The 26,342-nt window shown below is 40.8% G+C and carries 25 protein-coding genes and 1 other annotated feature; of the genes, 10 read left to right on the top strand and 15 right to left on the bottom strand.

The annotated features are described in order from the left end of the window. Window positions 1-28: 28 nt before the first annotated feature. The 4 genes from mbcS to QSJ46_RS13215 form a co-directional block, all read right to left on the bottom strand. Complete coding sequence (mbcS, locus tag QSJ46_RS13230) at window positions 29-1,609, bottom strand: acyl-CoA synthetase MbcS (protein ID WP_107163225.1); 1,581 nt, start codon at window positions 1,607-1,609, stop codon at window positions 29-31. A 226-nt stretch (window positions 1,610-1,835) separates the two neighbouring features. Then, complete coding sequence (locus QSJ46_RS13225) at window positions 1,836-2,048, bottom strand: alpha/beta-type small acid-soluble spore protein (RefSeq protein ID WP_024424829.1); 213 nt, start codon at window positions 2,046-2,048, stop codon at window positions 1,836-1,838. An 89-nt stretch (window positions 2,049-2,137) separates the two neighbouring features. Then, window positions 2,138-3,343, bottom strand: coding sequence for a tRNA uracil 4-sulfurtransferase ThiI (thiI, locus tag QSJ46_RS13220; protein ID WP_107163224.1), 1,206 nt, complete (start codon window positions 3,341-3,343; stop codon window positions 2,138-2,140). A gap of 4 nt (window positions 3,344-3,347) precedes the next feature. Then, the gene (locus QSJ46_RS13215; RefSeq protein ID WP_047203755.1) at window positions 3,348-4,490 is read right to left on the bottom strand and encodes a cysteine desulfurase family protein; all 1,143 of its coding nucleotides are present in this window, start codon (window positions 4,488-4,490) and stop codon (window positions 3,348-3,350) included. Window positions 4,491-4,676: 186 nt separating this feature from the next. On the opposite strand from QSJ46_RS13215, the gene brnQ (QSJ46_RS13210) reads away from it, so the two are divergent. Together brnQ (QSJ46_RS13210) and brnQ (QSJ46_RS13205) are read left to right on the top strand one after the other, a co-directional pair. Next, window positions 4,677-6,017, top strand: a complete 1,341-nt coding sequence (brnQ, locus tag QSJ46_RS13210; protein WP_269773223.1) for a branched-chain amino acid transport system II carrier protein — start codon at window positions 4,677-4,679, stop codon at window positions 6,015-6,017. Between the two features lie 214 nt (window positions 6,018-6,231). Further along, the gene (brnQ, locus tag QSJ46_RS13205; protein ID WP_285604831.1) at window positions 6,232-7,575 is read left to right on the top strand and encodes a branched-chain amino acid transport system II carrier protein; all 1,344 of its coding nucleotides are present in this window, start codon (window positions 6,232-6,234) and stop codon (window positions 7,573-7,575) included. Window positions 7,576-7,615: 40 nt separating this feature from the next. Here brnQ (QSJ46_RS13205) and ezrA read toward each other — a convergent pair whose 3' ends face one another. Then, entirely contained in the window at window positions 7,616-9,319 is a 1,704-nt protein-coding gene (gene ezrA / locus QSJ46_RS13200) for a septation ring formation regulator EzrA (protein ID WP_224929149.1), read from the bottom strand. Window positions 9,320-9,659: 340 nt separating this feature from the next. Here ezrA and hisJ point away from each other — a divergent pair, with 340 nt between their 5' ends. Then, window positions 9,660-10,475, top strand: coding sequence for a histidinol-phosphatase HisJ (gene hisJ / locus QSJ46_RS13195; RefSeq protein WP_285604830.1), 816 nt, complete (start codon window positions 9,660-9,662; stop codon window positions 10,473-10,475). Here hisJ and refZ read toward each other — a convergent pair. Further along, window positions 10,445-11,110, bottom strand: coding sequence for a forespore capture DNA-binding protein RefZ (refZ, locus tag QSJ46_RS13190; RefSeq protein WP_034624245.1), 666 nt, complete (start codon window positions 11,108-11,110; stop codon window positions 10,445-10,447). The two genes, hisJ and refZ, sit on opposite strands and share 31 nt — an antisense overlap. A gap of 126 nt (window positions 11,111-11,236) precedes the next feature. Between refZ and QSJ46_RS13185 the strand changes: the two genes are divergently transcribed. The 3 genes from QSJ46_RS13185 (at window position 11,237) to QSJ46_RS13175 (ending at window position 13,486) form a co-directional block, all read left to right on the top strand. Continuing rightward, window positions 11,237-11,734 (top strand): GAF domain-containing protein, encoded by a 498-nt coding sequence (locus QSJ46_RS13185; protein ID WP_024426170.1) that lies wholly within the window; start codon window positions 11,237-11,239, stop codon window positions 11,732-11,734. Window positions 11,735-12,034: 300 nt separating this feature from the next. Next, on the top strand, window positions 12,035-12,637 hold the full coding sequence (gene rpsD, locus QSJ46_RS13180; protein WP_039180654.1) for a 30S ribosomal protein S4: 603 nt from the start codon (window positions 12,035-12,037) through the stop codon (window positions 12,635-12,637). 294 nt (window positions 12,638-12,931) lie between these two features. After that, window positions 12,932-13,486, top strand: coding sequence for a hypothetical protein (locus QSJ46_RS13175; protein WP_285604829.1), 555 nt, complete (start codon window positions 12,932-12,934; stop codon window positions 13,484-13,486). Window positions 13,487-13,530: 44 nt separating this feature from the next. Here the strand turns inward: QSJ46_RS13175 and QSJ46_RS13170 are convergent, their stop codons facing one another. The 3 genes from QSJ46_RS13170 to QSJ46_RS13160 all read right to left on the bottom strand — a co-directional run bounded on the left by QSJ46_RS13170 (window position 13,531) and on the right by QSJ46_RS13160 (window position 16,011). Then, entirely contained in the window at window positions 13,531-14,097 is a 567-nt protein-coding gene (locus QSJ46_RS13170; RefSeq protein WP_285604828.1) for a cysteine hydrolase family protein, read from the bottom strand. Between the two features lie 388 nt (window positions 14,098-14,485). Further along, window positions 14,486-15,034 carry a hypothetical protein gene (locus QSJ46_RS13165; RefSeq protein WP_107163218.1) on the bottom strand — a complete coding sequence of 183 codons (549 nt, stop codon included), beginning with the start codon at window positions 15,032-15,034 and terminating at the stop codon, window positions 14,486-14,488. 398 nt (window positions 15,035-15,432) lie between these two features. Continuing rightward, window positions 15,433-16,011, bottom strand: coding sequence for an esterase/lipase family protein (locus tag QSJ46_RS13160; protein ID WP_483298738.1), 579 nt, complete (start codon window positions 16,009-16,011; stop codon window positions 15,433-15,435). A gap of 270 nt (window positions 16,012-16,281) precedes the next feature. Here QSJ46_RS13160 and QSJ46_RS13155 point away from each other — a divergent pair, with 270 nt between their 5' ends. Then, a complete protein-coding gene (locus QSJ46_RS13155) occupies window positions 16,282-16,647 on the top strand; it encodes an antibiotic biosynthesis monooxygenase family protein (RefSeq protein WP_285604826.1) in 366 nt (121 codons plus the stop codon). 89 nt (window positions 16,648-16,736) lie between these two features. On the opposite strand, the gene tyrS is transcribed toward QSJ46_RS13155, so the two are convergent. Both tyrS and acsA read right to left on the bottom strand, forming a co-directional pair. Beyond that, window positions 16,737-18,005: a tyrosine--tRNA ligase gene (tyrS, locus tag QSJ46_RS13150; RefSeq protein ID WP_285604825.1), complete on the bottom strand. Its 1,269-nt coding sequence runs from the start codon at window positions 18,003-18,005 to the stop codon at window positions 16,737-16,739. Window positions 18,006-18,058: 53 nt separating this feature from the next. Further along, window positions 18,059-18,290 (bottom strand) — a binding site (T-box leader). 58 nt (window positions 18,291-18,348) lie between these two features. Next, the gene (acsA, locus tag QSJ46_RS13145) at window positions 18,349-20,073 is read right to left on the bottom strand and encodes an acetate--CoA ligase (RefSeq protein ID WP_285604824.1); all 1,725 of its coding nucleotides are present in this window, start codon (window positions 20,071-20,073) and stop codon (window positions 18,349-18,351) included. A 155-nt stretch (window positions 20,074-20,228) separates the two neighbouring features. Here acsA and QSJ46_RS13140 point away from each other — a divergent pair, with 155 nt between their 5' ends. From QSJ46_RS13140 to QSJ46_RS13130, 3 genes are read left to right on the top strand one after another with little or no spacing between them, the layout of a single operon-like run. Further along, window positions 20,229-20,861 carry a GNAT family N-acetyltransferase gene (locus QSJ46_RS13140; protein WP_047203483.1) on the top strand — a complete coding sequence of 211 codons (633 nt, stop codon included), beginning with the start codon at window positions 20,229-20,231 and terminating at the stop codon, window positions 20,859-20,861. Window positions 20,862-20,900: 39 nt separating this feature from the next. Beyond that, on the top strand, window positions 20,901-21,542 hold the full coding sequence (locus QSJ46_RS13135) for a CBS and ACT domain-containing protein (RefSeq protein WP_024424849.1): 642 nt from the start codon (window positions 20,901-20,903) through the stop codon (window positions 21,540-21,542). Next, entirely contained in the window at window positions 21,539-22,699 is a 1,161-nt protein-coding gene (locus QSJ46_RS13130) for an acetoin utilization protein AcuC (protein ID WP_285604823.1), read from the top strand. The genes QSJ46_RS13135 and QSJ46_RS13130 overlap by 4 nt, the downstream gene beginning before the upstream one ends. A 44-nt stretch (window positions 22,700-22,743) precedes the next feature. On the opposite strand, the gene ccpA is transcribed toward QSJ46_RS13130, so the two are convergent. From ccpA to QSJ46_RS13110, 4 genes are all read right to left on the bottom strand, one after another. After that, window positions 22,744-23,745 (bottom strand): catabolite control protein A, encoded by a 1,002-nt coding sequence (ccpA, locus tag QSJ46_RS13125; RefSeq protein ID WP_024424851.1) that lies wholly within the window; start codon window positions 23,743-23,745, stop codon window positions 22,744-22,746. A gap of 451 nt (window positions 23,746-24,196) precedes the next feature. Then, complete coding sequence (locus QSJ46_RS13120; RefSeq protein WP_034279528.1) at window positions 24,197-25,273, bottom strand: bifunctional 3-deoxy-7-phosphoheptulonate synthase/chorismate mutase; 1,077 nt, start codon at window positions 25,271-25,273, stop codon at window positions 24,197-24,199. Window positions 25,274-25,495: 222 nt separating this feature from the next. Next, window positions 25,496-25,819 (bottom strand): bacillithiol system redox-active protein YtxJ, encoded by a 324-nt coding sequence (gene ytxJ, locus QSJ46_RS13115; protein ID WP_034665511.1) that lies wholly within the window; start codon window positions 25,817-25,819, stop codon window positions 25,496-25,498. 33 nt (window positions 25,820-25,852) lie between these two features. Next, window positions 25,853-26,323: a YtxH domain-containing protein gene (locus QSJ46_RS13110; protein ID WP_047203485.1), complete on the bottom strand. Its 471-nt coding sequence runs from the start codon at window positions 26,321-26,323 to the stop codon at window positions 25,853-25,855. Window positions 26,324-26,342 lie beyond the last annotated feature (19 nt).

Here is a 26,342-nt window from a genome sequence, read left to right as displayed (position 1 = left end):
TTCCATCCAAACGCTTCTCATTTTTTCATTATTTACTTTTTCGTGCAAGCTCTCTTTCTCTCAGCTCTACACGGCGAATTTTCGCTGACGGTGTTTTTGGCAATTCGTCAATGAATTCGATTTCTCTTGGGTATTTGTACGGTGCTGTTGTGTTTTTCACATGTGTTTGCAGCTCTTTGATCAGTTCATCACTTTGCGCAGTTCCATCACGAAGGACGACGTATGCTTTCACGATTGATCCTCTGATTTCATCTGGGCTCGCCACAACTGCACATTCCTTCACTGCTGGATGCTTGATCAGCGCATCCTCTACTTCAAACGGTCCAATCGTATAGCCTGAGCTGACAATGATGTCATCTCTGCGGCTTTCAAACCAGAAGTACCCATCTTCGTCTTTTTTCGCGCGGTCACCAGTAATAAAGTAATTTCCTCGGCGCTGTGCCTTTGTACGCTCTTCATCTTTGTAATATTCCTTAAATAGAGCTGGTGTTTCGAGATGGACCGCAATGTCACCAATCTCTCCAGGTGCGCAGACGTTTCCATCCTCATCAATGATATCTACTTCGTTTCCAGGGGTTGGTTTTCCCATACTTCCTGGCTTGATGTCCATTCCTTTTAGCACCCCTACGAGCAGTGTGCTTTCAGTTTGGCCATAGCCGTCTCGTACTTCTATATCGAAATGCTTTTTGAATGTATCAATGACTTCACGGTTCAGCGGCTCTCCCGCAGAAACAGCACTATGCAGCTTCGGCAGCTCATACTGACTCAAATCATCTACTTTTGCCATAAAGCGATATTCTGTCGGTGTACAACATAGGACATTGATTTCATTTTTTTGAAGCAGCTCTAAGTATGTATTTGGATTGAATTTTCCTCCATATACAAAGCCTTCTGCTCCACTTCCTAATACAGATAAGAGGGGACTCCACACCCATTTTTGCCAGCCTGGTCCTGCTGTCGCCCATACTTTATCTCCTTCATTAATGGAGAGCCATGCTTTGGCAGCTGTGCGTAAATGTGCATACGCCCATCCGTGTGTATGAACAACCCCTTTTGGGTTCCCTGTTGTACCTGATGTATAGGATAAAAACGCCATGTCTGTGCGCTTTGTATCTGCCAACTTAAGTTCGTTTGATTGCTCTTCCTTTTGCGCTAGAATGTTTGTCCAGCCATGATCGTTTTCACCGATTGAGAATGTTTTAAAATCGTTCGGCTTTTTAGTTCCGTCGAACGATTGAATGAATGAAGAGTAAACGATCGCTCCTTTTGCTTCTGCGTGTTCAATTCGGTAATCTAAATCTTTCGCACGCAGCATTTCAGAACAAGGAATCACGACCATTCCTGTTTTCAAAATCGCTAAATAAATGCTGTATGCCTCGAGCATGCGCGGCACCATCACAATGATTTTATCGCCTTTTTTGAAGCCTGCTTTTAATAAAACATGTCCAATTTTATTTGCCTCTTCCACTAATGCTGCATATGTTACATGCGCTTCGTGACCATTGCCGTCCTGCCAGTGCAGGGCCATTTTCTCCTTGTCATGACTGAACGATTCAATCTCACTGACTAAGTTATATTGTTCTGGTGCAATTAAGTCTTCTCTTTTCATGGTACAGCTCCTTTTAGCCTCTTTCTTATGAAACGAAACATGTTTCAATTTACCTATTCTAACACTCATAACTGAAAAATGCTTGAATTAGGACCTACTCCTAGTATTATGCCATAATTTTTTAAATCCGTCTTCTTTTTTAAAAATATTCTAACTATTTATATGTACAAAAAGAAAAGAGCGGGAATCATCCCGCTCATAAGCCATAGCTTTTAAATTGTGTGTCTTAGAAAGATCCGCCACCCATATGTTGTTGAGCGTAAGATACAAGACGCTTAGTGATTTCTCCACCAACTGATCCGTTAGCGCGAGATGTTGTTTCTGCACCAAGGTTTACACCAAATTCAGAAGCGATTTCGTACTTCATTTGGTCGATAGCTTGTGCAGCGCCTGGTACTAGTAATTGGTTAGAACTGCTTTGTCTGTTTTGTTGAGCCATGTGTTCTCACCTCCTTGTGAATATAGAATGTGTAGAAACACATGACTTCATGCGATTGATTTTATGGTAATTATTATGAAATTTTCGTTTTAGAATAAATCAGCGAATTCATCTGCCGTTTTCTTTTCATTTGTCACAATAATCGTTTCAATTTGCTCTACTGCCTCGTCCAGCATCGGCTCGAAATCAGCAAAGCTTTCGTAGCGTTCTACCTTCTCAAGCTTTGGTTTTGTTTTAGGGGACGGCGGCGTAAAGATCGTACAGCAATCCTCGAAAGGCTGAATGCTTGTATCGTATGTGCCAATTCTTCTTGCTTCATCAATAATGTCATTTTTATCGACAGCTATGAGCGGGCGGATGATTGGTGTATTGGTCACATGATTAATGGCATACATGCTTTCAAGTGTCTGACTTGCCACTTGCCCAAGGCTTTCACCAGTAATAATCGCAAGGGCATCACGCTTTTCTCTTATTTTGTCAGCTATTTTCAGCATCATTCTTCTTGTTGATGTCATCGTATAGTTTTCAGGTACTTGTTTGTGGATTAGCTCTTGAATTTTTGTAAAAGGTACGATGTGAAGCTTCACTTCGCCTCCATATGCTGCTAGGCATTCTGCAAGATCAATGACCTTTTGTTTTGCACGTTCACTTGTATACGGCGGGCTAAAGAAATGCACAGCTTCAATTTGAATTCCGCGTTTCATTGCTTGATAGCCGGCAACTGGGCTGTCAAAGCCGCCTGAAAGCATGAGCATCGCTCTTCCGCTAGAACCAACCGGCAGGCCGCCTGCACCTTTGACATCTTTAAATGTAATGTACGTGGCGTGCTCTCTGATTTCGATGCGTAAATGCACATCGGGCTGTTTCACATTGACTGTTAAGTTTTCCGTATTCCTTAGAACATGTCCGCCAATTTCGCGGTTCATTTCATTTGAATCAAGTTCAAATTGTTTATAAGAACGTTTCGTTGATACTTTAAATGTATTCCCCTGTTCATACACTTCCTGTACCGCTGTTAGTGCCGCATTTTTAATCGCATCTAGATTCGTCTCACATTTAACCGCAAGACTAAAGCTCTGAATGCCAAATACACTTTTGAGCTGTTCTGAAATCGGTTCAGGGTCTTCTCCGTTCAGCATAATCGTGATACGGTCTCTATCAGATGCATACTTTAATGCTTCAAAATCCTTTAAGACGTACCGAATGTGCTGTCTTAGTTTTTCAATGAATTTCTTTCTATTCTTCCCTTTTGTTGAGATCTCACCAAAACGGACTAAAATATGATCATATTTCATGCTGTTATCTCATTCCTTTTAATTTTTTCACACTTTGTGTGATCGATGTGATGATTTGCGATGCAAGCTCTGGTCCTTGTCCATACGTCAAGCTGATTCTCATACTGCTTTTGGCCACTTCCTCTGGTTTTCCCATCGCCAGCAGTACACGGCTCGGCTCTTTTTTCTTGGCTGAACAGGCAGAGGTTGTAGAAACATATATGCCTTCTTTTTCAAGCATATGGAGGAGGACTTCAATTTGAATACCTGGCACTGAAAAATTCACAATGTGCGGTGCACTTTGCGTCCTCGGTGTGTTCATCACAATACCTTCTATGTCTCCAAGCTGTTTTTGCAGCTGCGTTTTTAAGTTCAGCATCTCATCGTGATGCTTGTCAAGCTGTTCAAATGATTGTTTCATGGCTTTTGCCAAGCTGACAGCTCCAGCAGGGTTTTCAGTACCTGAACGAAGCCCTAATTCCTGCTCTCCGCCTGTAATGAAAGGGGCGAGAATGACATCTTTCTTTAAAAAGAGTGCGCCTGTGCCTTTTAAGCCATGAATTTTATGACCTGACATCGTCAAAAGATCTACATCCAACTGTTTATTAAGTGCTACTTTGCACATTCCCTGCACCCCGTCGACATGAAAAAGTGCGTTTTCGGCATGCTCACGAATGATGCCAGCAGCTTCTTCAATCGGCTGGATGGCACCCGTTTCGTTATTGACGTGCATCATGCTGACAAGCACTGTATCAGGGCGAAGCACTTCTTTTAAATGCATCATATCTGCATGGCCATGCTCATTTACTTGAATATAGGAGATATCAAAGCCAAATAACGCCTTCAGCTGTTCAAACGATTCAATGACAGAAGGATGCTCAATTGCTGTCGTCACAATATGCTTGCCACGATTCATTTTGGCAAGTGCTGCTCCTTTAATGGCAATGTTATTCGCTTCTGTAGCACCAGAAGTAAAAATAATCTCATATTGTTTTAAGCCCGTGTAGTGAAGCATTTGTTTTCTCGTTTCATTTAACAGCCGGCTTGCATCTATTCCGAGCTGATGAAGCGAAGATGGATTTCCAAAATAACGCTCACTCACTTGCTGATATACTTGTAAAACCTCAGGGTACGGTTTTGTGGTTGCACTATTATCAAGATACATCATTGCGAAACTCCTTATCCTCTTGCGTTTAACTAATATGATCCGAATTCCTTTTATTTCAATATAAAGCGGTATATTGACAACCTCATCAATTCACTATATCATGCATAGTGCCATTGTCATATTTTTTCCTAAATTAACAGAATATTTAAACATGGCGGAAAAATAAAATAATAGGGGGATAACCTTATGAAAAATAAGTTAAGTCAAACAGACACATTAGCCATCGGCTTAATGTTGTTTGCACTCTTTTTTGGCGCAGGCAATATGATATTTCCTCCTGTACTTGGACAGTATGCAGGTGAAAACGTATGGCTTGCGATCGGTGGATTTTTACTGACAGGCGTGGGATTACCGCTGCTAGGCATCATTGCCGTTGCCTTGACAGGAACAGGTGCAAAAGGGCTTGCTGATAAAGCTCACCCTAAATTCGGTACCATTTTCACCGTCATTTTATATTTATCCATTGGACCTTTCTTTGCAATCCCTCGTACTGGGACGGTTTCTTATGAGATTGGGCTGGCGCCGTTTCTGTCTGAAGCGCAGACTGAATCATGGATTCCATTATTCTTGTTTTCGATTGCTTTTTTCGGCATTACCTATGTACTTGCTTTAAATCCATCGAAGCTTGTTGACCGAATCGGTAAAATTTTAACACCAATTTTACTCGCTGTCATTGCTTTAATTGTGATCAAAGCGATCGCGACACCAATGGGTGGAATTGGAAGTCCACATCCAACCTATGCAGGAAGCCCGCTGTTTACCGGCTTTTTAGAAGGCTACAAAACGATGGATGCTCTAGCTTCGATCGTTTTCGGAATTGTCGTTGTCACGGCTGTGAAAGAGCGTGGTATTACAGAACGTAAATCGATTGCAGCAGCCTGTATTAAAGCAGGGCTTGTCGCAGCTGCTGGACTAGCTCTTGTGTACATATCACTCGCTTATGTCGGAGCATCAAGTCCTGAGGCAACCGGTATGGTCGGGGCAAATGATGGCGGAAAACTCCTTTCGCTTGCGGCTAACTTTTTATTTGGTTCTGCTGGAAATATTGTGTTAGGGGCTGCGATTTTATTTGCTTGTTTGACCACAAGTATTGGCCTTGTTTCATCCTGCGGGGAATATTTTTCTTCGCTATTTCCACGCTTTTCTTATCGTACAGTTGTTTTAGTTGTATCTTTATTCAGTACATTTGTAGCAAACCTTGGACTGGCACAAATTATTTCGCTCTCTGTTCCCGTGCTTGTTGCGATTTATCCGTTAGCCATCGTGATCATTCTCTTATCTTTTCTTGATCGCTGGATCAACGGAAGACGGATTATTTATATGACTTCACTCATTTTTACAGGTATCTTTGCCGTAATCGACGGGTTAGTGGCAGCGAAGATCCCTCTAGGCGGATTCCCTAAATTTTTAGAAGCTGTTGTTCCTTTATACAGTCTTGGGATCGGCTGGGCCATCCCTGCCGTTCTTGGAGCTATTATTGGACTTCTTATTTCTTTATTGACGAGTCCACCTAAACAGCTTGCTTAATCAAGCATTAAAACAAAAAAATCCCTTTCCATAGGAGAAGGGGATGTTTTTTTATGTTCTTCATATACTAAAATAGAAAAATTCATGACTTTTGTATGAAAACACATGTTGACATCAGGCGTACATCCTTTATAATTAGTGAATGTTAATGAAGAACGGTTTTAACAACTAATTAACAGAATATTTCAACATAATATTGGAGGCTTTATATTCAATGAAGGCAACATTGTCGACGAAAGATACGGTTATTATAGGTTTTATGTTATTTGCTTTATTCTTCGGCGCCGGAAATATGATTTATCCACCAGAGCTTGGGCAATATGCTGGAACAAATGTATGGAGAGCAATGGGCGGATTTTTATTAACAGGTGTCGGTTTACCTCTACTAGGTATTATTGCGATCGCTTTAACAGGACGTGATGCAAAAGGACTTGCGGATAAGGCTCACCCAGTGTTTGGAACAGCATTCACCGTCATTTTATATTTATCCATTGGGCCGCTTTTCGCTATTCCGCGAACAGGAACGGTTTCGTATGAAATTGGCGCATTACCATTTTTATCAAGTGTGCCAGCTTGGCTGTCCCTTCTTTTATTTACACTCATCTTTTTCGGTATTACGTATTACCTTGCTTTAAATCCAACGAAAATCGTGGATCGTGTAGGGAAAATATTAACACCGATTAAATTTACGATCATTTTTATTATCATTGTAAAAGCCATTTTGACACCGATGGGCGTGATTGGTACACCAGATGTATCTTATAGCAACGGATCGTTTTTCAAAGGGTTTTTAGAGGGCTATAAAACGATGGATGCTCTTGCTTCTATTGTATTTGGAATTGTTGTCATCAACGCGATTAAAGGACGCGGTGTGACAAGTAAAAAGGCACTGGCTTCTGCTTGTATCAAAGCAGGTTTGATTGCAGCTGCTGGATTAACCTTCGTTTACCTATCACTTGCGTATCTAGGTGCTTCTAGTACACATGCCATTGGATTCGTTGGAGATGGAAGCAAAATCTTAGCTCAGTCTTCTCAGTTCCTTTTCGGAAGTCTTGGAAATATTGTATTAGGTGCTGCCATTACAGTCGCTTGTTTAACAACAAGTATCGGTCTTGTCACATCATGCGGAGAGTATTTCTCAAAGTTAATTCCTAAACTTTCTTATAAAATGGTCGTGACACTTGTTACATTATTTAGTTTCATCATTTCTAACTTTGGACTTGCTCATATCGTTGCTTTCTCTGTTCCAGTCTTAACAGCGATTTATCCTCTGGCAATTGTGATCATCGTTCTATCACTAGCTGATAAATGGCTTGGACATAGAAAACCAGTATATGTCCTCTCGTTAATTTTAACAGGGTGCGTCAGCTTATTTGACGGATTAGCAGCAGCAAAACTTCCAATCGGTCCAGTAAAAGACATCTTCCAAACAGTGCTACCTTTTTATGACCTTGGCATTGGCTGGCTTGTCCCTGCGATACTTGGAGTCGCCATTGGATTCCTGATCTCACTTTTCACTTCTTCTGCTTCAGAAGAACGCCAAAAACAGGCGTCATAATACAAAAAAGCTGAAGTCCTATCAATGGACTTCAGCTTTTTTATTGATGCTGATATTCTTTTTCCTGCTGAGCTAATAGCTTCTGAACGGCTCCAGGTGATGCTTTTTCAACAGCTGCTGCTGCTACATCAAATGAACCGTTATAATCGTATGCATAAAATCTTCGCTCTGCCTCTTTTAATTGTTCAGAAAGAATATGATTTTGGCTTCTAAAACGATTACCGTATTGAATGATTCGTTCAATTTGATCCACTTTAGTGAGCATTTCTTCCGTCTCATCCACAACATGCCTCACTGTGTCAGAGGCTTCTTTTAATTGCTCATTCACGGCTGGCATGTTGAGCGGCAGGTTCTCCAGCTGCTGCTGCACTTGCTGAATCATCTCCTGCGCTTTTTCAGCCTGCTCTTTCATGTCAGCAGGTACACCTGGAATATTGCTTTTTTGCAGCTGACGCACTGTATCTGTCAGCATCGTTTTAAGCTCAGCCAGTGTTTCTCTCGCTTGCAGCTCTTCTTTTCTTAATGATTGAAGGTGATCTTTAAACGTATCATGCAATGCTTTTGCATCATCGATAAAGGTCTCAAGCTGATTGATTTCATCCATTAATAATGAATATGCGACATGGTCACGATCAAGCTTCTCTCGAATTTGTTTCATGAGCTTTTCAATTTCTTCTAAGCGTTTTTCGAACGCCTTCTGTTGATCAAGCTCTCCGGCTGTCAGTTTGTAGCTTTCTTTTACAAGAGCTGTTTCTGCCTTTGTTTGGGTGTGATCCTGCTCGAGCTTTTCAAATGCTTCCGTCAGCTCAGGCATTTTGCTTTTAATTTCCTGTCCTGCTTCTACTTCCGCTTCCAGCTGATCATATAGCGTCTGAATTGCATCATCAATCATTTGCAGAATACTTGATGCTTCATCCAGATTGAGTTCATCAATCAGCAGTTTTTCCGCACGGGTCAGCTGTTTGTTTAAGTTCTCAAGCTCTTTAGTGATCTGGATGTGCTCAAGCTTGTAGCCTTTGTCTGTCATTTCTTTATATCCGTCTTTCAGCTTCGTCAACTGGCCTGGTACGGTTTGTTTGCAGTCTGCAATGAGCTTCGGTACATCATTAATATACAGCTGCAGCTGATCGAGTCTACGGTCTTGCTCAAGCAAAATCTTTCTTGCTTTCATGTAGTTTCCGTTTTCTGTCTCTTCCTCATACTGCTTGATCCCTTCCCAGGCCTCATCTAAGTCCTGCTCCATTTTGTCATAAAGGGTGCCGTATAAATGGCTGTACGCAAGCAGATTTTTTCGAACTGTTTGATATTGTTCTTTGACCTTTTCAATGTCCTTGCGATTTTGCTCCTCGCTTGTGACAAGGTCTGCAATCTCTTTTAAAATGTCTTCAATGTTCGAATCAGCAGCACTCAGCAAGTCCTCAATGTGCGTAAGAACCTGCTTGGCTTTGGAGAATCGATATTTATCAGAATACTCTTCTGCATCATATAATAGCTCCTCAACCTTTGGAAGATGGGCTGTGACGATATCGTCCCACTCTGCACGCCATCTTTCAAAAAATTGCTCTGTTTCTCCGGTCATTTTTAAATGTTTGATTTTTGAAATTTCTTCTACAATTGATCTGTTTAAAATTTCAATTTTCCATGCTTCCAATCGGTCAATCTCTTTATATATATTTTTTCGCAGGAAATAACCGACTGAAAACAAAGCAAGCAAAATGACAATTAAACCGATGATAAACTCCATAATGAGCCCCCTTGTTGTGATCTAAGTGATGTCAGGGTAAAAGTGTCCCGAGTAGACCTGAGAACCCTTTCGTGTCCGCTTTGCATTTGTTTTTTATAAGCAGGATCGTATGTTTTCCAATACCATCCATTCACGGTTTTATGTATGTTTTTTCAAGAAAGTATTTGTGAGCTTTCTATCATTTGATCACACGTATCAATGTGACCTGCTTTTATGTATGCGGAAGCTGTCGTTTTCATTGTTATTATGATACCATGTAACCAGCATTTTTGGTCATGATTTTTCATTATTTTCGCTGATAAACATCACGTTTTTCAAAAAATCGACAAGAGGTGACGACATGCTGAAACAAGATGCACATCTACATACACCGTTTTGCCCGCACGGCTCGCTTGATCCTTTTCATTCTTATATTGAAAAAGCCATCAAAAAGGGATTTGATTCCATAACCTTTACCGAGCATGCCCCGCTGCCTCCATCGTTTCAAGATCCAACACCTGAGCAGGATAGTGCCATGAAGCTCCAAGACCTTGAAGCGTATATAACAAAACTGGCTCAGCTGAAACAAGAATACAAAGGGCAATTAATAGTAAAAACTGGGCTTGAGGTTGACTATATCAAAGAGTATGAAGAGGAAACAAGAACCTTTTTAGACTGCTACGGTCCAGAACTAGACGACGCCATTTTATCTGTTCACTTTCTTCCTGCTGGCGATGATTATATTTGCCTTGATTTTGACGAGCATGCCTTCCAGCAGCTAATAAGTATCTATGGCAGCATCGAACAGGTCTACCAAAGCTACTATGACCAAATTCATTCTTCTATTCTATCATCTTTAGGCCAATATAAGCCAAAGAGAATCGGTCATATCACCCTTGTCCAGAAATTCAAACAGCTTTTTCCATATGAAATGTCACCTGAACTTTGTCAAAAGGTCACCCTTTGCCTTGAAGAAACGGTAAAAAAAGGCATGTCCTTAGATTTTAATACATCAGGTCTTCGTAAAACATATGCCAGAAGTATCTATTTAGATCCATGGATGATTGACCTTGCCAAAAAGAAAAAAATTCCGCTCATATTCGGCTCTGATGCCCATCAAGCGGAAGATCTCGGATATGCGTATGATCAATTCGAGGACATCATGAGGTTCAGATGAGAATCTAATGCCGGCTCTTTTGGTTCTAACAGATGATGAAGCGAGCGGCTCAGCTCCTTAAAGTACATTTGATAGAAATACGGCTCACTTGGATTCAAATAAAGCACCTCTGTTAAATATTGCGGCTGTAAATATGGCATCATGAGAAGTGATTTTAGCTGAATCATAAAGGATGCAAGTGAAAGCTGCTCACAAATAACATGGGTGCTTTTTCCTTTTTCAATGATGAGCTGAAACAAATACTTTTCTTTTGTTAAATATGTCGACATGATTTCTCTGATGAGTGTCGAATCAATCGTCACCTCCCGATAAACGAAACGGGTTAATTGACGGTGCTTGTGCTGATAAGATAAAATATCAAAAACCACATGTAGCAAGCATTCTTTTGCGTGACGGGTTTCCATGTGATGGAGATGTGATTCAATCATGTGAATGTAACCTTCATAAAAATCGGATACGAGCTGCTCAAGCAGCCCTCCTTTTCCTTGAAAGTAATAAGAAATGTGGGCAACGTTGACGTTTGCTTCCTTCGCAATCTCACGGACAGAGGTTCCAGAAAATCCTTTTTGGTTAAAAAGTCTGATGGCAGCATCCATAATACGGTCTTTTGTTTGCACGGTTGTTGATGTTTTCATCCGCTCACCCCTCTTCATGTGTACATACTTCAAGATGAAGGCAGAAGTTCCTTTTACAATTGCTCGACAAATCCCACATGCGAAACGCAAGTTATGTATTTTTAAGATAGAAAGTAGGAGATTTTCATGTTTCATGTCGAAAAACAGTCTGGCGATCCTTCAAAAGACTATCAATTGCTTGTCAAACAGGTAGAAGCCATTACAGATGGTGAACCTGATCTGATTGCCAACTTGGCAAATGCAGCTGCATTACTCTATCACTCACTTCCTGAAGTTAATTGGGCGGGGTTTTATTTAGCAAAGGGCGGCGAGCTTGTGCTTGGACCATTTAACGGACTGCCTGCATGTGTGCGCATCCCTTCTGGAAAAGGCGTTTGCGGTACAGCGTTTGCGACAGGTGAAGTGCAGCGTATCGCTGATGTCCATGCATTCCCTGGACATATTGCGTGTGATGCCGCATCGCAATCTGAAATAGTCATTCCGCTCAAGGTCAATGGACAGATCATTGGGGTGCTCGATATTGACAGTCCTGTGAAAGACCGCTTCAGTGAAGTAGATGAGACCTACCTTATTCAATTTACAGAGATTCTTCAACAGGCGTTATCCGTCTCTACGGATGCGTAATCATGCAGAAAAAGCAGGCACATTGTCTGCTTTTTTATGTTTCTTTATATAATGGGGAACGTCACCTTTTCCTCTAAATAGGTTGACTTCTCATATCCAGCGTCATATAATAGAGTTTGTGTGAAATATGGCAGCCTTTTTGTTCGGCTTTTTTGTATCATTTTGTTCCTTCTATATGAAGGTGCATCTTGTAACTCCCTGCTGCTGGAGCGAGGATGCATGAAAACATAATGACGAAGAAGAGGAAGAACAGACGGTTTTTATTTTTCACAAATAAAAACAATAAGGAGGAGTCACATTATGGCTCGCTATACAGGTCCAAGTTGGAAGATTTCCCGCCGTTTAGGCATTTCATTAAGCGGAACAGGTAAGGAACTTGAAAAACGCCCTTACGCTCCAGGCCCACATGGTCCAGGACAACGCAAAAAACTATCTGAATACGGTTTACAATTACAAGAGAAGCAAAAGCTTCGTCACATGTACGGTGTCAACGAACGTCAATTCCGTACACTATATGACAGAGCTGCTAAACTTCCTGGTAAACAAGGTGAAAACTTCATGATCCTTCTTGAAACTCGCCTTGACAACCTAGTATACCGTCTTGGCCTTGCTCGTACTCGCCGCCAAGCTCGTCAGCTAGTAAACCATGGTCACATCCTTGTTGATGGAAGCCGTGTAGACATCCCATCTTTCTCTGTGAAACCAGGTCAAACGATTGCTCTTCGTGAGAAATCTCAAAACCTTGCAGTAGTGAAAGAATCAGTTGAAGTAAACAACTTCGTTCCTGAATACCTTTCTTTCGATGCTGAAAAGCTTGAAGGAACTTTCACTCGTCTTCCAGAGCGTTCTGAATTAGCGCCTGAAATCAGCGAACAACTAATCGTTGAGTTCTACTCTCGTTAATTTCATTACTTCTCTAAGAGAGCAAACAAACCCTAGATCCCTTGATTGTTCAAGGATTTCTAGGGTTTTTTGTATGTTCTCAATTATACATGAAATCATTTGAAGTCATCTTCCATTTTCAACACTTATTTTCCCCGGTTGCCTGCTCCATTCTTACTTCAATCAAACCTGTCTCTATTTTTATATACAAATATAGGAAATATTTCATTGAAGTGCCTTTTTTCTATTGGTACAATAATGATAGATGACGTATCAGTCGTATTGTCTTCTATAGTACTTAGATGGAGGAGATCCATGTTTAGTATCATAATCATTCTATTCTTACTCTTAATCTTATCAGTAATTGCCTATTCTCTTTTAAGAAAAAAACAAATCATAGATGAACCGCCAAATAGATTTGCTGCAAGTCTGTTTATCTTCCTGCTCTTTTTTTCTATCTGCTTTGTGATTGCGATTCCTAGTGTATTGCTATACATCACCGTTTTAGGCGTGAATTTTCTTTTTGGAGAAACCATCACGTATGATTCATTTTTTTCTTTAATCTCTTTCTCTTTGTTCGTGAGTGTTATCGTTGTTTTTTGGTCACCTGTCCTTCTATTCATAGGAAAAGGACTATCTTATCTCCTTAAACTTCCTATATGGCTCACTTATGTTTTGGAATGGGTGAGTTCTTGGATTGTTTTACATCTCTCCATCAAGTATGTCCTTTACTTAAATTTAATGAATGTATCGATAGGGGATTCCGGTGTATTAATTTTATCATTCTTTGTCAGTTTTTTATTTATTGAGATTGATCTCTTTTACTCACGTAAGAAACAACGAAAACAATCGCTGGACACACATCATTAGCATGAAAAAAGCTCCTAGATCTCTTTCTAGGAGCTTTCAAACTTTTATTCTTGACTTGTCCATTTTGCGATGAGCTGCTCTGTTGTCATGACAGTCGCAAATTCATCATGCAGGGTTGCAAGTGAGAGCCGGTGGATCGTTTCTGGGTCAAAATATGTACCATTTTGATCTATTAGTCCAAAGGCGGCTGTTGCATCTGAGATCAGATACGTATCAAAGCCAAGATTTCCGCTCATTCTTGTGGTTGTTGATACGCAGTGAGGTGTTGTTAATCCTGCGATGACGACCGTGTCAATCTGGTTTGATCTTAGATGTTCCTCTAAGTTAGTACCAATAAAGCTGCTGTTGACTTTCTTTTGTATCACTGTTTCTTCCTCTAGCGGGTTAGCCATATCTTTGAAAAGGTGCCCTTCATTTGCCGGATGAAAGACAGAGTCCGGATTGTCGGATGTATGCTGAATATGAATCACTTTCCAGCCTTTCTCTCGCCAAAACGTCAATAGCCTGCTGATATTTCCCTCTGCCTCTAGGTTATTGCGTTCTCCCCATTTTTCATGCTCGAACGCTTTTTGTACATCTACAATGATGAAAGCCTTTTGATTCGTTTTCACAAACGCCCACCTCCGTATATTCACATTCACTACATGTAGTGTACGAAATGACGAACGTTTTGTACATGTTTTTATTAAATTGAAAAAAGAACCTAGAAGTCATTTGCAGACTTACCAGCTTCTTTTTCAATGAATTTAATTTATTCTATTAGCATCTTTAAATTTGGACTGAAGTAAAAAAACAAAAAACACACTGACAATTATATAATATATTCCAATGATTGATGTACTGTTAGAAAAAACATCAAATAGTTTATCTGATTTGATCATAAACATCCATATGAAATAGATGATGAAAAAAGATAAAGGGAAATAAAGGAAATAACCCAAAAAATATAACTTTAGTCTTTGCATCATTGTCTTCCTCCTATTATATTAAGTCGGTTAATTATGCCCATGGGCCTCTTCCCTCCATGCATTTAGCTGAATACCAAGTAAGGAAGGCTACTAAACCGATAACATTTCCCCCAATGCCAATCTTCAATAAAAGCTTAGCAGCTTCTTTATAAGCCTTCTTTTCAAGATAGCTCCAAAGACCACCAGTTAAAGCCACTTCTATCATTGCCACCCCAAAATGATCCTTTAATGAATCAATCATACAATCGCCCCAAGTTCCTTTAGCATCCTGAGTTTTTAAATCTGAAGACTTTTCTAATTGAATTCCACTTTGTTTTATTTCATTTTCTAAAATTGTAAATTCTTTTGTATCTCCAAATCTCTCTCTTAATTTTTCAAAATTAAAGCCAACCAACTGATTATTTTGATCATATATACTAGCTGTCTCCATTAAAAATTTTAAATCTTTAGCCAGTAAATTCACACTTGCTTCATTAGAGTTTGTTTTGGCAGCTGCGATTGGTGAAGCAATAACGGAAAAGCCCAAAAATAATGCTATCATAATAAAAGTTGTTTTTTTAAAGAATAATTTGTTCCTCATTATATCCCCCTTGAAATGCAAGATTTAAACTTTCATATGTAATCTAAAGAGTGAACTTCTTCGATGAAACATTCGCTTCCCCCCCTAACATCTACATACTATAACATCCTTTTCCATTCATTTATTGAGATAAAAGTTTTATTCTATATTGTATTATTTTCATATTTATATGCTCATACTAAAATTAAACCAATCAGCAAGTATAGAGCACCTCGTACAGATTATTTTTTAAACATACTAGTTATTAATCACTAGTCAAAACAACTACTATTATAATGATATTGTTATTACAAAACGGGACTTTAATCTCTCTATAGATTCATATTAAATATAAAAAACAATCTTTTTTCACCGATAACAAAAAAAAGACAGCATATGCCACTGTCTTTTTTCGTTGTTTAATTCGTATTCTGTCCTCCGCCGTTCAATCCTTCTTTAATATAGCCTTTCACTTGGCTTGAGGTTAATAGACCGATATGGCCAACGCCATGGATCAGGACGTTTTTTGCGCCAATTAAACGAGAGAGGCTGTTGACGACGATGAGATCGGCTGAGCTATAGACGGATGTGTAAAGAATTTTTTGATTTGGATCTGTTCCTGGTAGTGCTCTGCTTGAAACGAGTCCGTTTGCTCCACCAATTGTGACAACGTTTTCAATTTTATCTCCGCCATCAAGATTCTTAATATAGTATAACGTGTTCGCCCCACCCATACTATGAGCCACAATATCTACTTTTTTGGCACCCGTTTTGTCTAACACATCTTTGACGAATTTAGATAGACGCGGACCATTGTTGCGGTTATTTCCTGTTTTGTCTATGAAATCGATAGCATATAATTGGTTTCGATCCCAGCCTTGTCCAACCAAATAACTTTTAATAGAAGCAAAGTTATAAGACGCACCCCCAATACCATGTACCATCACAACCGGATTATGCTCAGCCGCCTTCACCTCTTTCGGCTGGATAAAAGCCATTGAACCAATCACCAATGCAAGTGCAACGAGAATTTGCAAACTCCTTTTCTTAAATAGAATCACTTTCATTCCCCCTTATTCATCTTTTTCTCCTCTATTTTATACAAGAAAAATATGACAGAAAAGTGAACAAGGTAATGTTTATGAGATGTTTTTACAGCCCTATAAATAATCAAAAAGCACCTTGGACTTTTTTTAATTAAAACAAAAAGACTACGAGACCTTCTTTCTTTCATATATAATATCAATAGACAAAGGAGGTTCTACTAGATGCTATTTACTCAAACACCTGCCCCGCCCTACTATGCCGTGATTTTCACATCAAAACGAACAAATGTCGAACAGAAACAATACGATGCGGCTGCTCAAAAAATGGAAGAATTAGCGAAAGATCTAGACGGATTTCTTGGAATAGAAAGTGTACGAGATGAGCATGGTGTTGGCATCACTGTCTCTTACTGGGATTCATTAGCAGCCATTAAAGAATGGAAAGCACATACAGCACATCAGCGTGTTCAAAAAAAGGGGAAAGCAGATTGGTATGAATCCTATACTACCCGAATTTGTAAGGTAGAACATGCTTATACAAACAAAGATTCACTCCTTGAACAAGAAGAAAACGCCCCTGTAAAATAATCGGCTTCATTCATACTTCTAAAAAGAAAAACACCTCAATGTATACGAACATTTGAGGTGCTTTTCAATGATGCTTACTGTGTCATACTTTATTTATACGTCACGAGGAAGTATTTCTTCTTCCCTCTTCTTAAGACAGTAAATTGGTTTTCAATTCGGTCTTCAGCTGATAGAACATAGTCTTTATCTGTTTGTCTCTCTCCGTTGATGGAGACAGCACCATTTGTGATATCTTCACGCGCTTGACGCTTTGATGGAGACAGCTTTGATTCCACAAGGATATCGACAAGTGTTAATTCTTCTGTGCTGCTTTTCTCCATTGATGGAACATCCTTAAAGCCTACTTTCACTTCTTCAGCTGTAAGAGATTTGATTTCACCTTTGAATAGCGCATTTGAGATGTTGACAGCCTGTTCTAGTGATTCACGTCCATGTACAAGTGTTGTCACTTCCTCTGCTAGACGGCGCTGTGCTTCGCGCTTTTCAGGTGCTGTTTGCACTTTTTCTTCGTACGATGCGATCTCTTCTTTTGATAAGAACGTAAAGTATTTTAAGTATTTCACGACATCACGGTCATCTGTGTTGATCCAGAATTGGTAGAACTCATAAGGAGACGTTTTTTCTTTATCTAACCAGATGGCGCCGCCTTCTGTTTTACCAAACTTTGTACCGTCTGCTTTTGTGACAAGCGGCATTGTCAAACCGAATGCTTTTGCCCCTTCAGCTTCAGATTTACGGATCAGCTCAAGTCCAGATGTGATATTTCCCCACTGGTCACTTCCGCCAATTTGCAGCTTACAATTTTCATTTCTGTAAAGGTTTAAGAAGTCTAAAGACTGCAGGATGACATAGCTGAACTCTGTGTAAGAAATCCCTGTTTCGATACGTGAGCTCACGATATCTTTTGCCAGCATGAAGTTTACACCGAAGTTCTTTCCAATATCACGAAGGAACGTGATGACATTCATCTGGCTGATCCAGTCGTAGTTATTCACGATGACGGCTGGGTTCTCGCCTGCTTCAAAATCAAGAAATTGAGACAGCTGTCCTTTGATTTTCTCTGTCCACTGCTCTACGATTTCTGCTGGGTTAAGTGAACGTTCTGCTTTTTTGAAGCTAGGATCGCCAATGAGTCCAGTCGCGCCGCCAACAAGAGCAATCGGGTGATGACCTGCTTCTTGGAATCTGCGTAATGTTAAAATTGGCAATAGATGACCAATGTGTAAGCTGTCAGCTGTCGGATCAAAGCCGGAGTATAGTTTGATTTTTTCTTCTGCTAATAATTTTGTTAAACCTTCTTCATCTGTTTGCTGCTGAATTAATCCTCTGAACGATAGCTCTTCCATCAATTGACTCATATCCAAATCTCCTTTGTTTAAAATGAAACATAAAAAACGCCCCTTCGAATGAACGAAGGGACGATATATATCGCGGTACCACCCTGCTTAAAAAACAAAAAATCTTGTCTTTTCACTTACACTGATAACGGACAGATCCGTTCTTTCACTAATCAGGGCATGCTCCTTTTCGTAAAAGCGGTTCGTGAGGGTAATTCGAATATCTCTTTGTACTGACTTGCACCAGCCGTCAGCTCTCTTAAACAGGGAAAGATCATTCTACTGAATCTCAGTCAAAACCTTTTCATATTCAACTAATGTCATTTTTAACACACTTTTGATATCAAGTCAACTGATGAAAAAATTAATCTTCCATTGTCGAAAGGTCGCCAGCAGGTAAATTCAGCTCCCACGCCTTTAGCACACGTCTCATAATTTTTCCGCTTCTCGTTTTTGGCAGTTTGTCTTTAAACTCAATTTCTCGCGGTGCCGCATGTGCTGCGAGTCCTTTTTTCACAAACGTACGAATCTCTTCTTTCAGCTCATCTGTCGGCTCATATCCGCTTCTGAGCGCAATAAATGCTTTAATAATCTCACCGCGGACCGGATCTGGCTTTCCAATGACACCGGCTTCTGCAATAGCTGGATGTTCAACCAGTTTACTTTCTACCTCAAATGGACCGACCCGCTCTCCTGACGTCATGATGACGTCATCGACACGTCCCTGGAACCAAAAGTATCCGTCTTCGTCCATATAAGCTGAATCTCCTGAAACATACCAATCTCCCGGCATAAAGTAAGATTCATATTTTTCAGGATTGTTCCAGATCGTATGCATCATAGAAGGCCAGCCTTTTTTAATGGCAAGGTTGCCCATCCGGTATGGCGGAAGTTCATTTCCTGCATTATCAACAATCGCCGCTTCTACGCCTGGAATCGGTTTTCCCATCGAGCCTGGCTTGATGTCCATGCATGGATAATTACAAATCAGCTGTGCACCCGTTTCTGTCATCCACCAAGTGTCGTGAATTCGTTTGCCAAAAACAGCATCTCCCCAGCGGATGACTTCTGGATTAAGAGGCTCTCCCACACTTAAGACATGGCGGAGCGAACTTAGGTCATATTTTGAAATGAGGTCATCCCCTGCCCCCATGAGCATTCTAAAGGCGGTCGGGGCACTGTACCAAACGGTTACACCGAGTGATTCAATGGTTTCATACCACGTATCAGGATTAAACCGGCCGCCTAAAATCACATTCGTCGCCCCATTTAACCACGGTGAAAAAATACCGTACACTGTGCCTGTAACCCACCCTGGATCAGCTGTACACCAGTAAACATCATCTTCTTTCAAGTCAAGCACCCATTTACCAGTCTGACCTTGCTGCACCATTGCACCATGGACATGAAGCACACCTTTTGGCGTACCGGTAGATCCTGATGTGTAATGAAGCAGGAAGCCGTCTTTTTCATCCATCCATTCAATTTCAAGCTCCTTTGCTGCCTCCTCAAACGCCCTTTCATAGTGAATTGTCCGGACACCGTCGACGTCTTCGTTTTCACCGCCGACAATGATGACAGATTCAAGCTTCGGAAGCTCTGCAAATGGAATTCGCTCAAGCAAATCCGGTGTTGTCACGATCACCTTAGCCTCACTATTTTCTAAACGGTCTTTGACGGCACCTTCCATAAATGCCTCAAATAATGGACCAACGATCGCACCAATTTTCACTGCGCCAAGCAGAAGAAAATAGAGCTCGGGTGATCTTGGCATAAAGATAAACACGCGATCCCCTTTTTCCACATGCGCCTTTTCTCTGAATAGATTTCCCGCTTTGTTAGTGTGGATTTTCATATCCCTGAACGTATACTTTTCATCCCGCTGTGAATCTTTGTAGTGAAGCGCCACCTTGTTCTGACGAAACGAGTCCGCATGTCTGTCAATCGCTTCATAGGCTGCATTTATTTTTCCTGTTTCATACCAGGAGAAGTTTTTTCTTGCTTCCTCCCATGAAAAATCTTTGTATGCCTGCTCATAATCATTTAAATGATAATCCCCTTTTACTGATGGTAGCGTTTCCAATTTCATCAAACAGTCCCCCTTTGCATACGTTTACAATGACCATTATAGTATAGATGACTTTTTTTCTCAATTTTTAAAAAACTTCTGATGAAACCGTTTTAAATCTTGTAAGATTTAAGATAGAATAGAGACGACTCACTAGAATTAGGGGCGGTGGATACGTGGAGCATCCTAAAACTTATTATTCAAAAACCATTGAGCGAGAAACAGGTTCCATCCTGATTGAAGGACCGGTACCTGCATCAGAGCTTGCGAACTATACGTTTCATGAAGGACTAACGGCATTTCGCACGCCTGAGGAACAGAAGCAAGCACTTGTTGAAATAGCAGATCTTCCAGAAGGACGTATTATCATTGCAAGAGTGAATGAGCTTGTCGTAGGCTATGTCACGTATTTGTATCCTGATCCACTTGAGCGCTGGTCAGAGGGCAAAATGGAGAATTTAATTGAGCTTGGCGCAATTGAGGTCGCTCCTCCATATAGAGGGTGCTCACTTGGCAAGCATTTGCTTGATGTGAGCATGATGGATGAGCAAATGGAGAATTACATCATCATTACAACTGAATATTACTGGCATTGGGATTTAAAGGGGACAAAGAAAAACGTTTGGGAGTACCGCAAAATGATGGAGAAAATGATGAACGCAGGCGGTCTTGTCTGGTTTGCAACAGACGAGCCAGAGATTAGCTCACATCCAGCCAATTGTTTAATGGCCAGAATTGGGAAACATGTGAGTCCTGATTCGATCGAGCGTTTCGATCGTCTTCGCTTCCATCAGCGCTTTATGTATTAACGTTCAATTCGTTTTTTTGGCAAAGGGGATTGGTAAACAATGATGATTGAACAAATTATGGAGCGTGATGTGATCACGCTGCGAAAAACCGATACGATTGAAGAAGCCATTCAAAAAATGAGTGCACACCACATCCGGCATATCCCGATCGTATCTGATCAAGGGTCTGTCATTGGGATGGTGACAGATCGGGATATTAAAAATGCCAGTCCAAGTATTTTTGAAACAGAGAAAAGGAAGCTCTTTATTCAGCGGCCAGTCGAAGAGATCATGGTATTAGAGACGATCACTGCTCACCCGCTTGATTTCGTTGAGGAGATATCAAGTGTCTTTTTTGAGCACGGAATTGGCTGTCTTCCAGTGGTGAGACGCGGAAAACTTGTAGGCATTATCACAAAGACAGATCTGCTTCGTACGTTTGTAAGACTGACAGGTGCAGATCAGCCTGGATCGCACTTAGAGGTTGAAGTGGAGCAGATGACAGAAGGCCTCGCAGACATTACAGCCATTTTAAAGGAGCAGCATATTCAATTGCTGAGTGTGCTTGTGTATCCTCATGCCAATGAGGCTTCTAAAGTGCTCGTATTCCGCCTTCAAACCATTCATGCAGATCATGTGACGAAGCTGATTCGCGCAAAAGGCTATAAAGTGCTCTGGCCTATGGAGCAGACGATCAAATGAAGGAAGCGACCTTTGTTTTTTCACCATCTTTTCAAACGTACCAATTTAACCAAGATCATCCCTTCAATCAGCTTCGTGTCTACTTAACGTATGATCTTCTTAAAAAAATGAAGGCGTTAACAGAGGATGAAATCGTCGCACCGCGTATGGCTACTCTGGAGGAATTAAAGCTCGTCCATACAGCAGATTATATCCAGGCCGTGCAGCGGGCAAGTGAAGGAAAGCTGTCTACAGCAGAGGGGGAACGCTACGGTCTTGGCACAGAGGATACACCGATGTTCGCAGGCATGCATGAGGCGGCATCTCTCCTTGTTGGCGGAACGTTAACAGCAGTTGATCAAGTGATGCTCGGTCATTCCCAGCATGCACTCAATCTTGGCGGCGGGCTTCACCACGGGTTCAAAGGGCGTGCATCTGGCTTTTGTATTTATAATGACAGCTCAGTGGCTATTCAATATATTCAAAAGACGTATGGCGCTAGAATTTTATATATTGATACGGATGCTCATCACGGCGATGGTGTCCAGTTCAGCTTCTATGACGACCCAGAGGTATGTACAGTCTCCATTCATGAAACGGGACGCTACTTGTTCCCTGGAACCGGACAAGTACAGGAAAGAGGCCACGATAAAGGCTATGGCTACGCCTATAATATTCCGCTAGATGCATTTACGGAAGATGAATCGTTCCTCGAAGCATACCGAACAGCAGTGACTGAGATTGCTGCTTTTTTTAAACCAGATGTGATTTTGACGCAAAACGGGGCCGATGCACACTACTATGATCCGTTAACTCATTTATCTGCCACCATGAAAATATATGAGGAAATTCCTAGAATTGCCCATAAGCTTGCGCATCAATATTGTGATGGCAAATGGATCGCTGTTGGCGGAGGGGGATATGATATTTGGCGCGTCGTTCCAAGAGCGTGGAGCCGTATTTGGCTTGAGATGAAAGGCATTACACCGCCAGATGAACTCCCTCGGGATTGGATTCAAGCCTGGAATAAGCAATCGCCTGTTACCCTTCCACCTACGTGGAGAGACCCTGACGATTTATATCCACCGATTCCAAGAAAAGCTGAAATCACAGAAAAGAATGCTCAAACAGTAGAAAAAGCACTCATGCCTGTTAGAAGAGAAAAGAAAAAGGCATAAGAAAAGCAGGCTTTCCCTCACAAGGTAAGCCTGCTTTTTTTGATTTATTTTGTTGATTGTCTTTCTTCAATTCTGTGCGGAAGCTCAACAATTTGATCGTCCACTTGTTCTTTGTTCATCAGCTTTGTGAGCAGTCTCATGGCAACAGCACCAATATCATATGTCGGTTGAACGACTGTTGTCAGCTGAGGACGCACCATGAGAGAAAGTCTTGTGTTATCGAAGCCAATCACTTCTAAATCTTCAGGAATGGATACCCCTCTGTCTTGTGCTCCGTGAATGACACCTAGCGCCATTTCATCTGTAGCTGCGATAACAGCTGTCGGCTTGTCAGACTGCTCAAGCAGATGAGCGAGTGCTTCAATTCCAGAATCATAAGAGTAATCGCCTTCAGCGACGAGTGCATCGTCAAACGCGATGCCCGCTTCTTCAAGCGCACGCTTATAACCCGCAAGTTTTCTCACGGAATTAATTGGTTCTGACATTGGACCAGAAACAAACGCAATTCGTTTATGCCCTTTTTCAACTAACAGCTGAACTGAATCATAAATGGCCTGCTCATAGTTGATGTTGACAGATGGTGTTTGAGCTTGCTCTTCAACAGATGCTGCAAGAACAATCGGTACAGGAGAGCGCTTAAATTCTTCCACATGCACGTCTGTGATGTTTCCGCCCATAAAGACAATTCCGTCTACTTGTTTACCGAGCATCGTATTTAACAAATGAAGCTCTTTATCAGTATTTTGATCTGAGTTGCTCAAAATGATGTTGTATTTATACATCGTGGCGATATCTTCAATACCGCGTGCTAATTCCGAATAGAAGATACTAGAAATATCAGGGATGATGACCCCAACTGTCGTTGTTTTTTTACTTGCTAGGCCTCGTGCCACTGCATTCGGACGATAGCCAAGGCGATCAATCGCTTCAAGCACCTTTTTTCTTGTTGTTGGTTTTACGTTTGGATTACCATTTACTACGCGTGATACCGTTGCCATACTTACATTTGCTTCTCTTGCTACATCATATATTGTAACATTATTCACATAAATCACTCCTTCAAATACACTTCATATCTATAGCATTCACCAATTGGATTGAGACATGTCAGATACGAGGAAAATAATATCCTATTTGTCATTAAAACGATGAAAAGAGACACATAATTTTTCAATCTACATCAAAATGACATTCTTTTATGAAATTATACACGTTTTTAAGTCATATGAAAACGTTCCCTTTCTTTTTATAACTAAATTAAACAAACTTTAAACAGCTTGTTACCTGTAATTTGAATCATATTTCATAAAAAACCATCGAGAACGCCAGCTATGACAATGATCTTAACAGATTCTATCGGTTTTTAAAAATGAAAACATTGTGAACAAGCTCTTTTTGAGCTTGCAATGTGCTTTCTTCCTTTCATTCCCAAACTTCATCGTATTTTCTCCATTAAAAAACCGCCGGACAGTCTCCGGCGGCTATTTCTATCTATGATTACGCGTGAATGTTGACAAGTGGTCTTAACGCATCTAACCATTTTTCGAATTGTGGAATGTCCATTTGCTGCGCTGAATCAGATAGAGCAACAGATGGATCTGGATGTACTTCTGCCATAACACCGTCTGCTCCAATCGCAAGAGCTGCTTTTGCTGTTGGAAGGAGAAGATCTCTACGTCCAGTTGAATGCGTCACATCAACGAAGACTGGTAAATGTGTCTCTTGTTTCAAGATTGGCACTGCCGAGATATCTAGTGTATTTCTTGTTGCTGTTTCGTATGTGCGGATACCGCGCTCGCAAAGGATGATTTGATCATTTCCTTGGGCGATGATGTATTCAGCTGCATTGATGAATTCTGAAATGGTCGCTGCAAGGCCACGTTTTAAAAGAACTGGTTTCTTCACGGAACCGGCTTCTTTTAACAGTTCAAAGTTTTGCATGTTACGTGCCCCAATTTGGATGACATCAATATGCTCAATCGCTTCTTCAATATGAGCAGGATTAACAATTTCACTAATGACAGCAAGACCGTATTCATCCGCTACACGCTTTAGAATCTTGAGACCGTCTACACCAAGTCCTTGGAAATCGTATGGACTTGTACGAGGTTTAAATGCGCCTCCGCGTAGTAGTTTTAACCCTTGTTGTTTCGCTGCTGCAGCTACTTCTGCAACTTGCTCGTAGCTTTCAACAGCACATGGTCCAACGATGAAGCGCTGCTTTCCATCACCGATCGCTTCCCCATTGATGTTCACGATTGTGTTTTCTGGTTTTTTCTTACGAGAAACAAGAAGTGCTTTGCTGTGGTCATCTTCTTGAAGCTCTAGACCTGCTTTGAAAATCTCTTTGAAAATATGCTGAATTGTTGAGTTTTCAAATGGTCCATCATTTTCTTCAAGAATTTGGTTCAGCATTGTGCGCTCTCTGACAGGATCATAACGGTTGACACCTTGCGCTTCTTTCGCTTTTCCAATTTCTTTTACAATGTTTCCTCTTTCATTGATCAGTTTTAAGATTTGAAGATTTAGTTCATCTGCTTGCTGCCTCAATTTTTCTAGTTCATTGTTGCTCATTTTTGTCATCCTTTCCTCTGCCTGTTCTCGCTTTTTATTTTTTCATTCTTGCATGATAGGGTTTATTATAAACAAAGATTTCGGAATTGTCACGAAAATTTTCTTTATTACCCAAACGCTTTTAAGCGGTAAAGTATTGTATGTAAGATTATAGCATACTTTTCGTTCAAGTAAACCTTTTTTTATAAAAAAAACGTCAGCCGCTGCTGACGTTTCTTTCTTTTACAGATTATGTTCAAGCGCTTCTTTTGTAATGCTTGAGTGGGATGCATGCCACTTCACTTTTCCACCACTAAAGACGAGTGCTTGAGGACTTTCGTGCTTTACACCCGATTTTTCAGTCACGTAGGATGAAAGCTCTCTTGTGTTTTGGATTTGCAAGAAATACGTTGGCACGTCCTCATGTGCAGACGCAAATGCTTCAAACTCTTGAAAAGCCGCTTGGCTGATCGGACATGTCAAACTGTGCTTAAAAAAGACAAAGGTCCCATCTTGATTCGTTAGTTGATCAAACTGTTCTTCTGTTTCAATGAGTTGTTTTGACATGATGTTCTCCTTCTTCACTTCGAGCAGTGAGGGTTAGCCTTTAGTAGATTGTTCTACTTTTTCTTTGACATCTTTGATGCCGTCTTCAATTTCTGATTTTGCTTCTTGTGCTCGTACTTTTGCTTCATCAGCTACATCTGATGCTTCGCTTGCTAAATCAGCTACCGCATCTTCTGCTTCACTTTTCACATGATTAGCTTTACCAGCTGCACGGTCTTTTATGTCTTTCACTTTGTCTAAAATCTGATTTGACTGCTCTGCTACAAGCTGAGACAATTCAGACGTTTTATCTTTCGCAATCGTCACATATTCAGTGCCTCTTTCTTTTGCATCTGTTGCGAGTCGATCTGTTTTTTCTTTTAAAACATTCGCTTGGGTGTTCAAATCATCGCGAAGCTCTTTCCCTGACTTCGGTGCTAAAAATAATGCTGTTGTTGCACCAACAATTCCACCAATAAGTGTTCCGATCAAAAAGTCTTTGCTATTGATTCCGTCTTTGCTCATGATTATTCCTCCTATGCGA

The organism is Bacillus sp. YKCMOAS1, from assembly GCF_030268125.1.
Classification (GTDB): Bacteria; Bacillota; Bacilli; order Bacillales; family Bacillaceae; genus Bacillus; species Bacillus safensis.
The sequence above is the reverse complement of the archived record's forward strand: the minus strand, read 5'-3'. Positions and strand labels throughout refer to the sequence as shown.

Excerpts from the sequence above, each read along its gene's own strand:
- QSJ46_RS13215 (WP_047203755.1), bottom strand. The coding sequence starts at position 4,490 with ATGATGTATCTTGATAATAGTGCAACCACAAAACCGTACCCTGAGGTT.
- ytxJ (WP_034665511.1), bottom strand. The coding sequence starts at position 25,819 with ATGTCAAAACAACTCATTGAAACAGAAGAACAGTTTGATCAACTAACG.
- ezrA (WP_224929149.1), bottom strand. The coding sequence starts at position 9,319 with ATGGAGTTTATCATCGGTTTAATTGTCATTTTGCTTGCTTTGTTTTCA.
- acsA (WP_285604824.1), bottom strand. The coding sequence starts at position 20,073 with ATGAAATTGGAAACGCTACCATCAGTAAAAGGGGATTATCATTTAAAT.
- refZ (WP_034624245.1), bottom strand. The coding sequence starts at position 11,110 with ATGAAAACATCAACAACCGTGCAAACAAAAGACCGTATTATGGATGCT.
- QSJ46_RS13120 (WP_034279528.1), bottom strand. The coding sequence starts at position 25,273 with ATGAGCAACAATGAACTAGAAAAATTGAGGCAGCAAGCAGATGAACTA.
- brnQ (WP_285604831.1), top strand. The coding sequence starts at position 6,232 with ATGAAGGCAACATTGTCGACGAAAGATACGGTTATTATAGGTTTTATG.
- QSJ46_RS13185 (WP_024426170.1), top strand. The coding sequence starts at position 11,237 with ATGTTTCATGTCGAAAAACAGTCTGGCGATCCTTCAAAAGACTATCAA.
- QSJ46_RS13135 (WP_024424849.1), top strand. The coding sequence starts at position 20,901 with ATGATGATTGAACAAATTATGGAGCGTGATGTGATCACGCTGCGAAAA.
- tyrS (WP_285604825.1), bottom strand. The coding sequence starts at position 18,005 with ATGAGTCAATTGATGGAAGAGCTATCGTTCAGAGGATTAATTCAGCAG.
- rpsD (WP_039180654.1), top strand. The coding sequence starts at position 12,035 with ATGGCTCGCTATACAGGTCCAAGTTGGAAGATTTCCCGCCGTTTAGGC.
- QSJ46_RS13155 (WP_285604826.1), top strand. The coding sequence starts at position 16,282 with ATGCTATTTACTCAAACACCTGCCCCGCCCTACTATGCCGTGATTTTC.
- QSJ46_RS13225 (WP_024424829.1), bottom strand. The coding sequence starts at position 2,048 with ATGGCTCAACAAAACAGACAAAGCAGTTCTAACCAATTACTAGTACCA.
- brnQ (WP_269773223.1), top strand. The coding sequence starts at position 4,677 with ATGAAAAATAAGTTAAGTCAAACAGACACATTAGCCATCGGCTTAATG.
- hisJ (WP_285604830.1), top strand. The coding sequence starts at position 9,660 with ATGCTGAAACAAGATGCACATCTACATACACCGTTTTGCCCGCACGGC.
- QSJ46_RS13130 (WP_285604823.1), top strand. The coding sequence starts at position 21,539 with ATGAAGGAAGCGACCTTTGTTTTTTCACCATCTTTTCAAACGTACCAA.
- mbcS (WP_107163225.1), bottom strand. The coding sequence starts at position 1,609 with ATGAAAAGAGAAGACTTAATTGCACCAGAACAATATAACTTAGTCAGT.
- thiI (WP_107163224.1), bottom strand. The coding sequence starts at position 3,343 with ATGAAATATGATCATATTTTAGTCCGTTTTGGTGAGATCTCAACAAAA.
- QSJ46_RS13110 (WP_047203485.1), bottom strand. The coding sequence starts at position 26,323 with ATGAGCAAAGACGGAATCAATAGCAAAGACTTTTTGATCGGAACACTT.
- QSJ46_RS13175 (WP_285604829.1), top strand. The coding sequence starts at position 12,932 with ATGTTTAGTATCATAATCATTCTATTCTTACTCTTAATCTTATCAGTA.
- QSJ46_RS13165 (WP_107163218.1), bottom strand. The coding sequence starts at position 15,034 with ATGAGGAACAAATTATTCTTTAAAAAAACAACTTTTATTATGATAGCA.
- QSJ46_RS13160 (WP_483298738.1), bottom strand. The coding sequence starts at position 16,011 with ATGGCTTTTATCCAGCCGAAAGAGGTGAAGGCGGCTGAGCATAATCCG.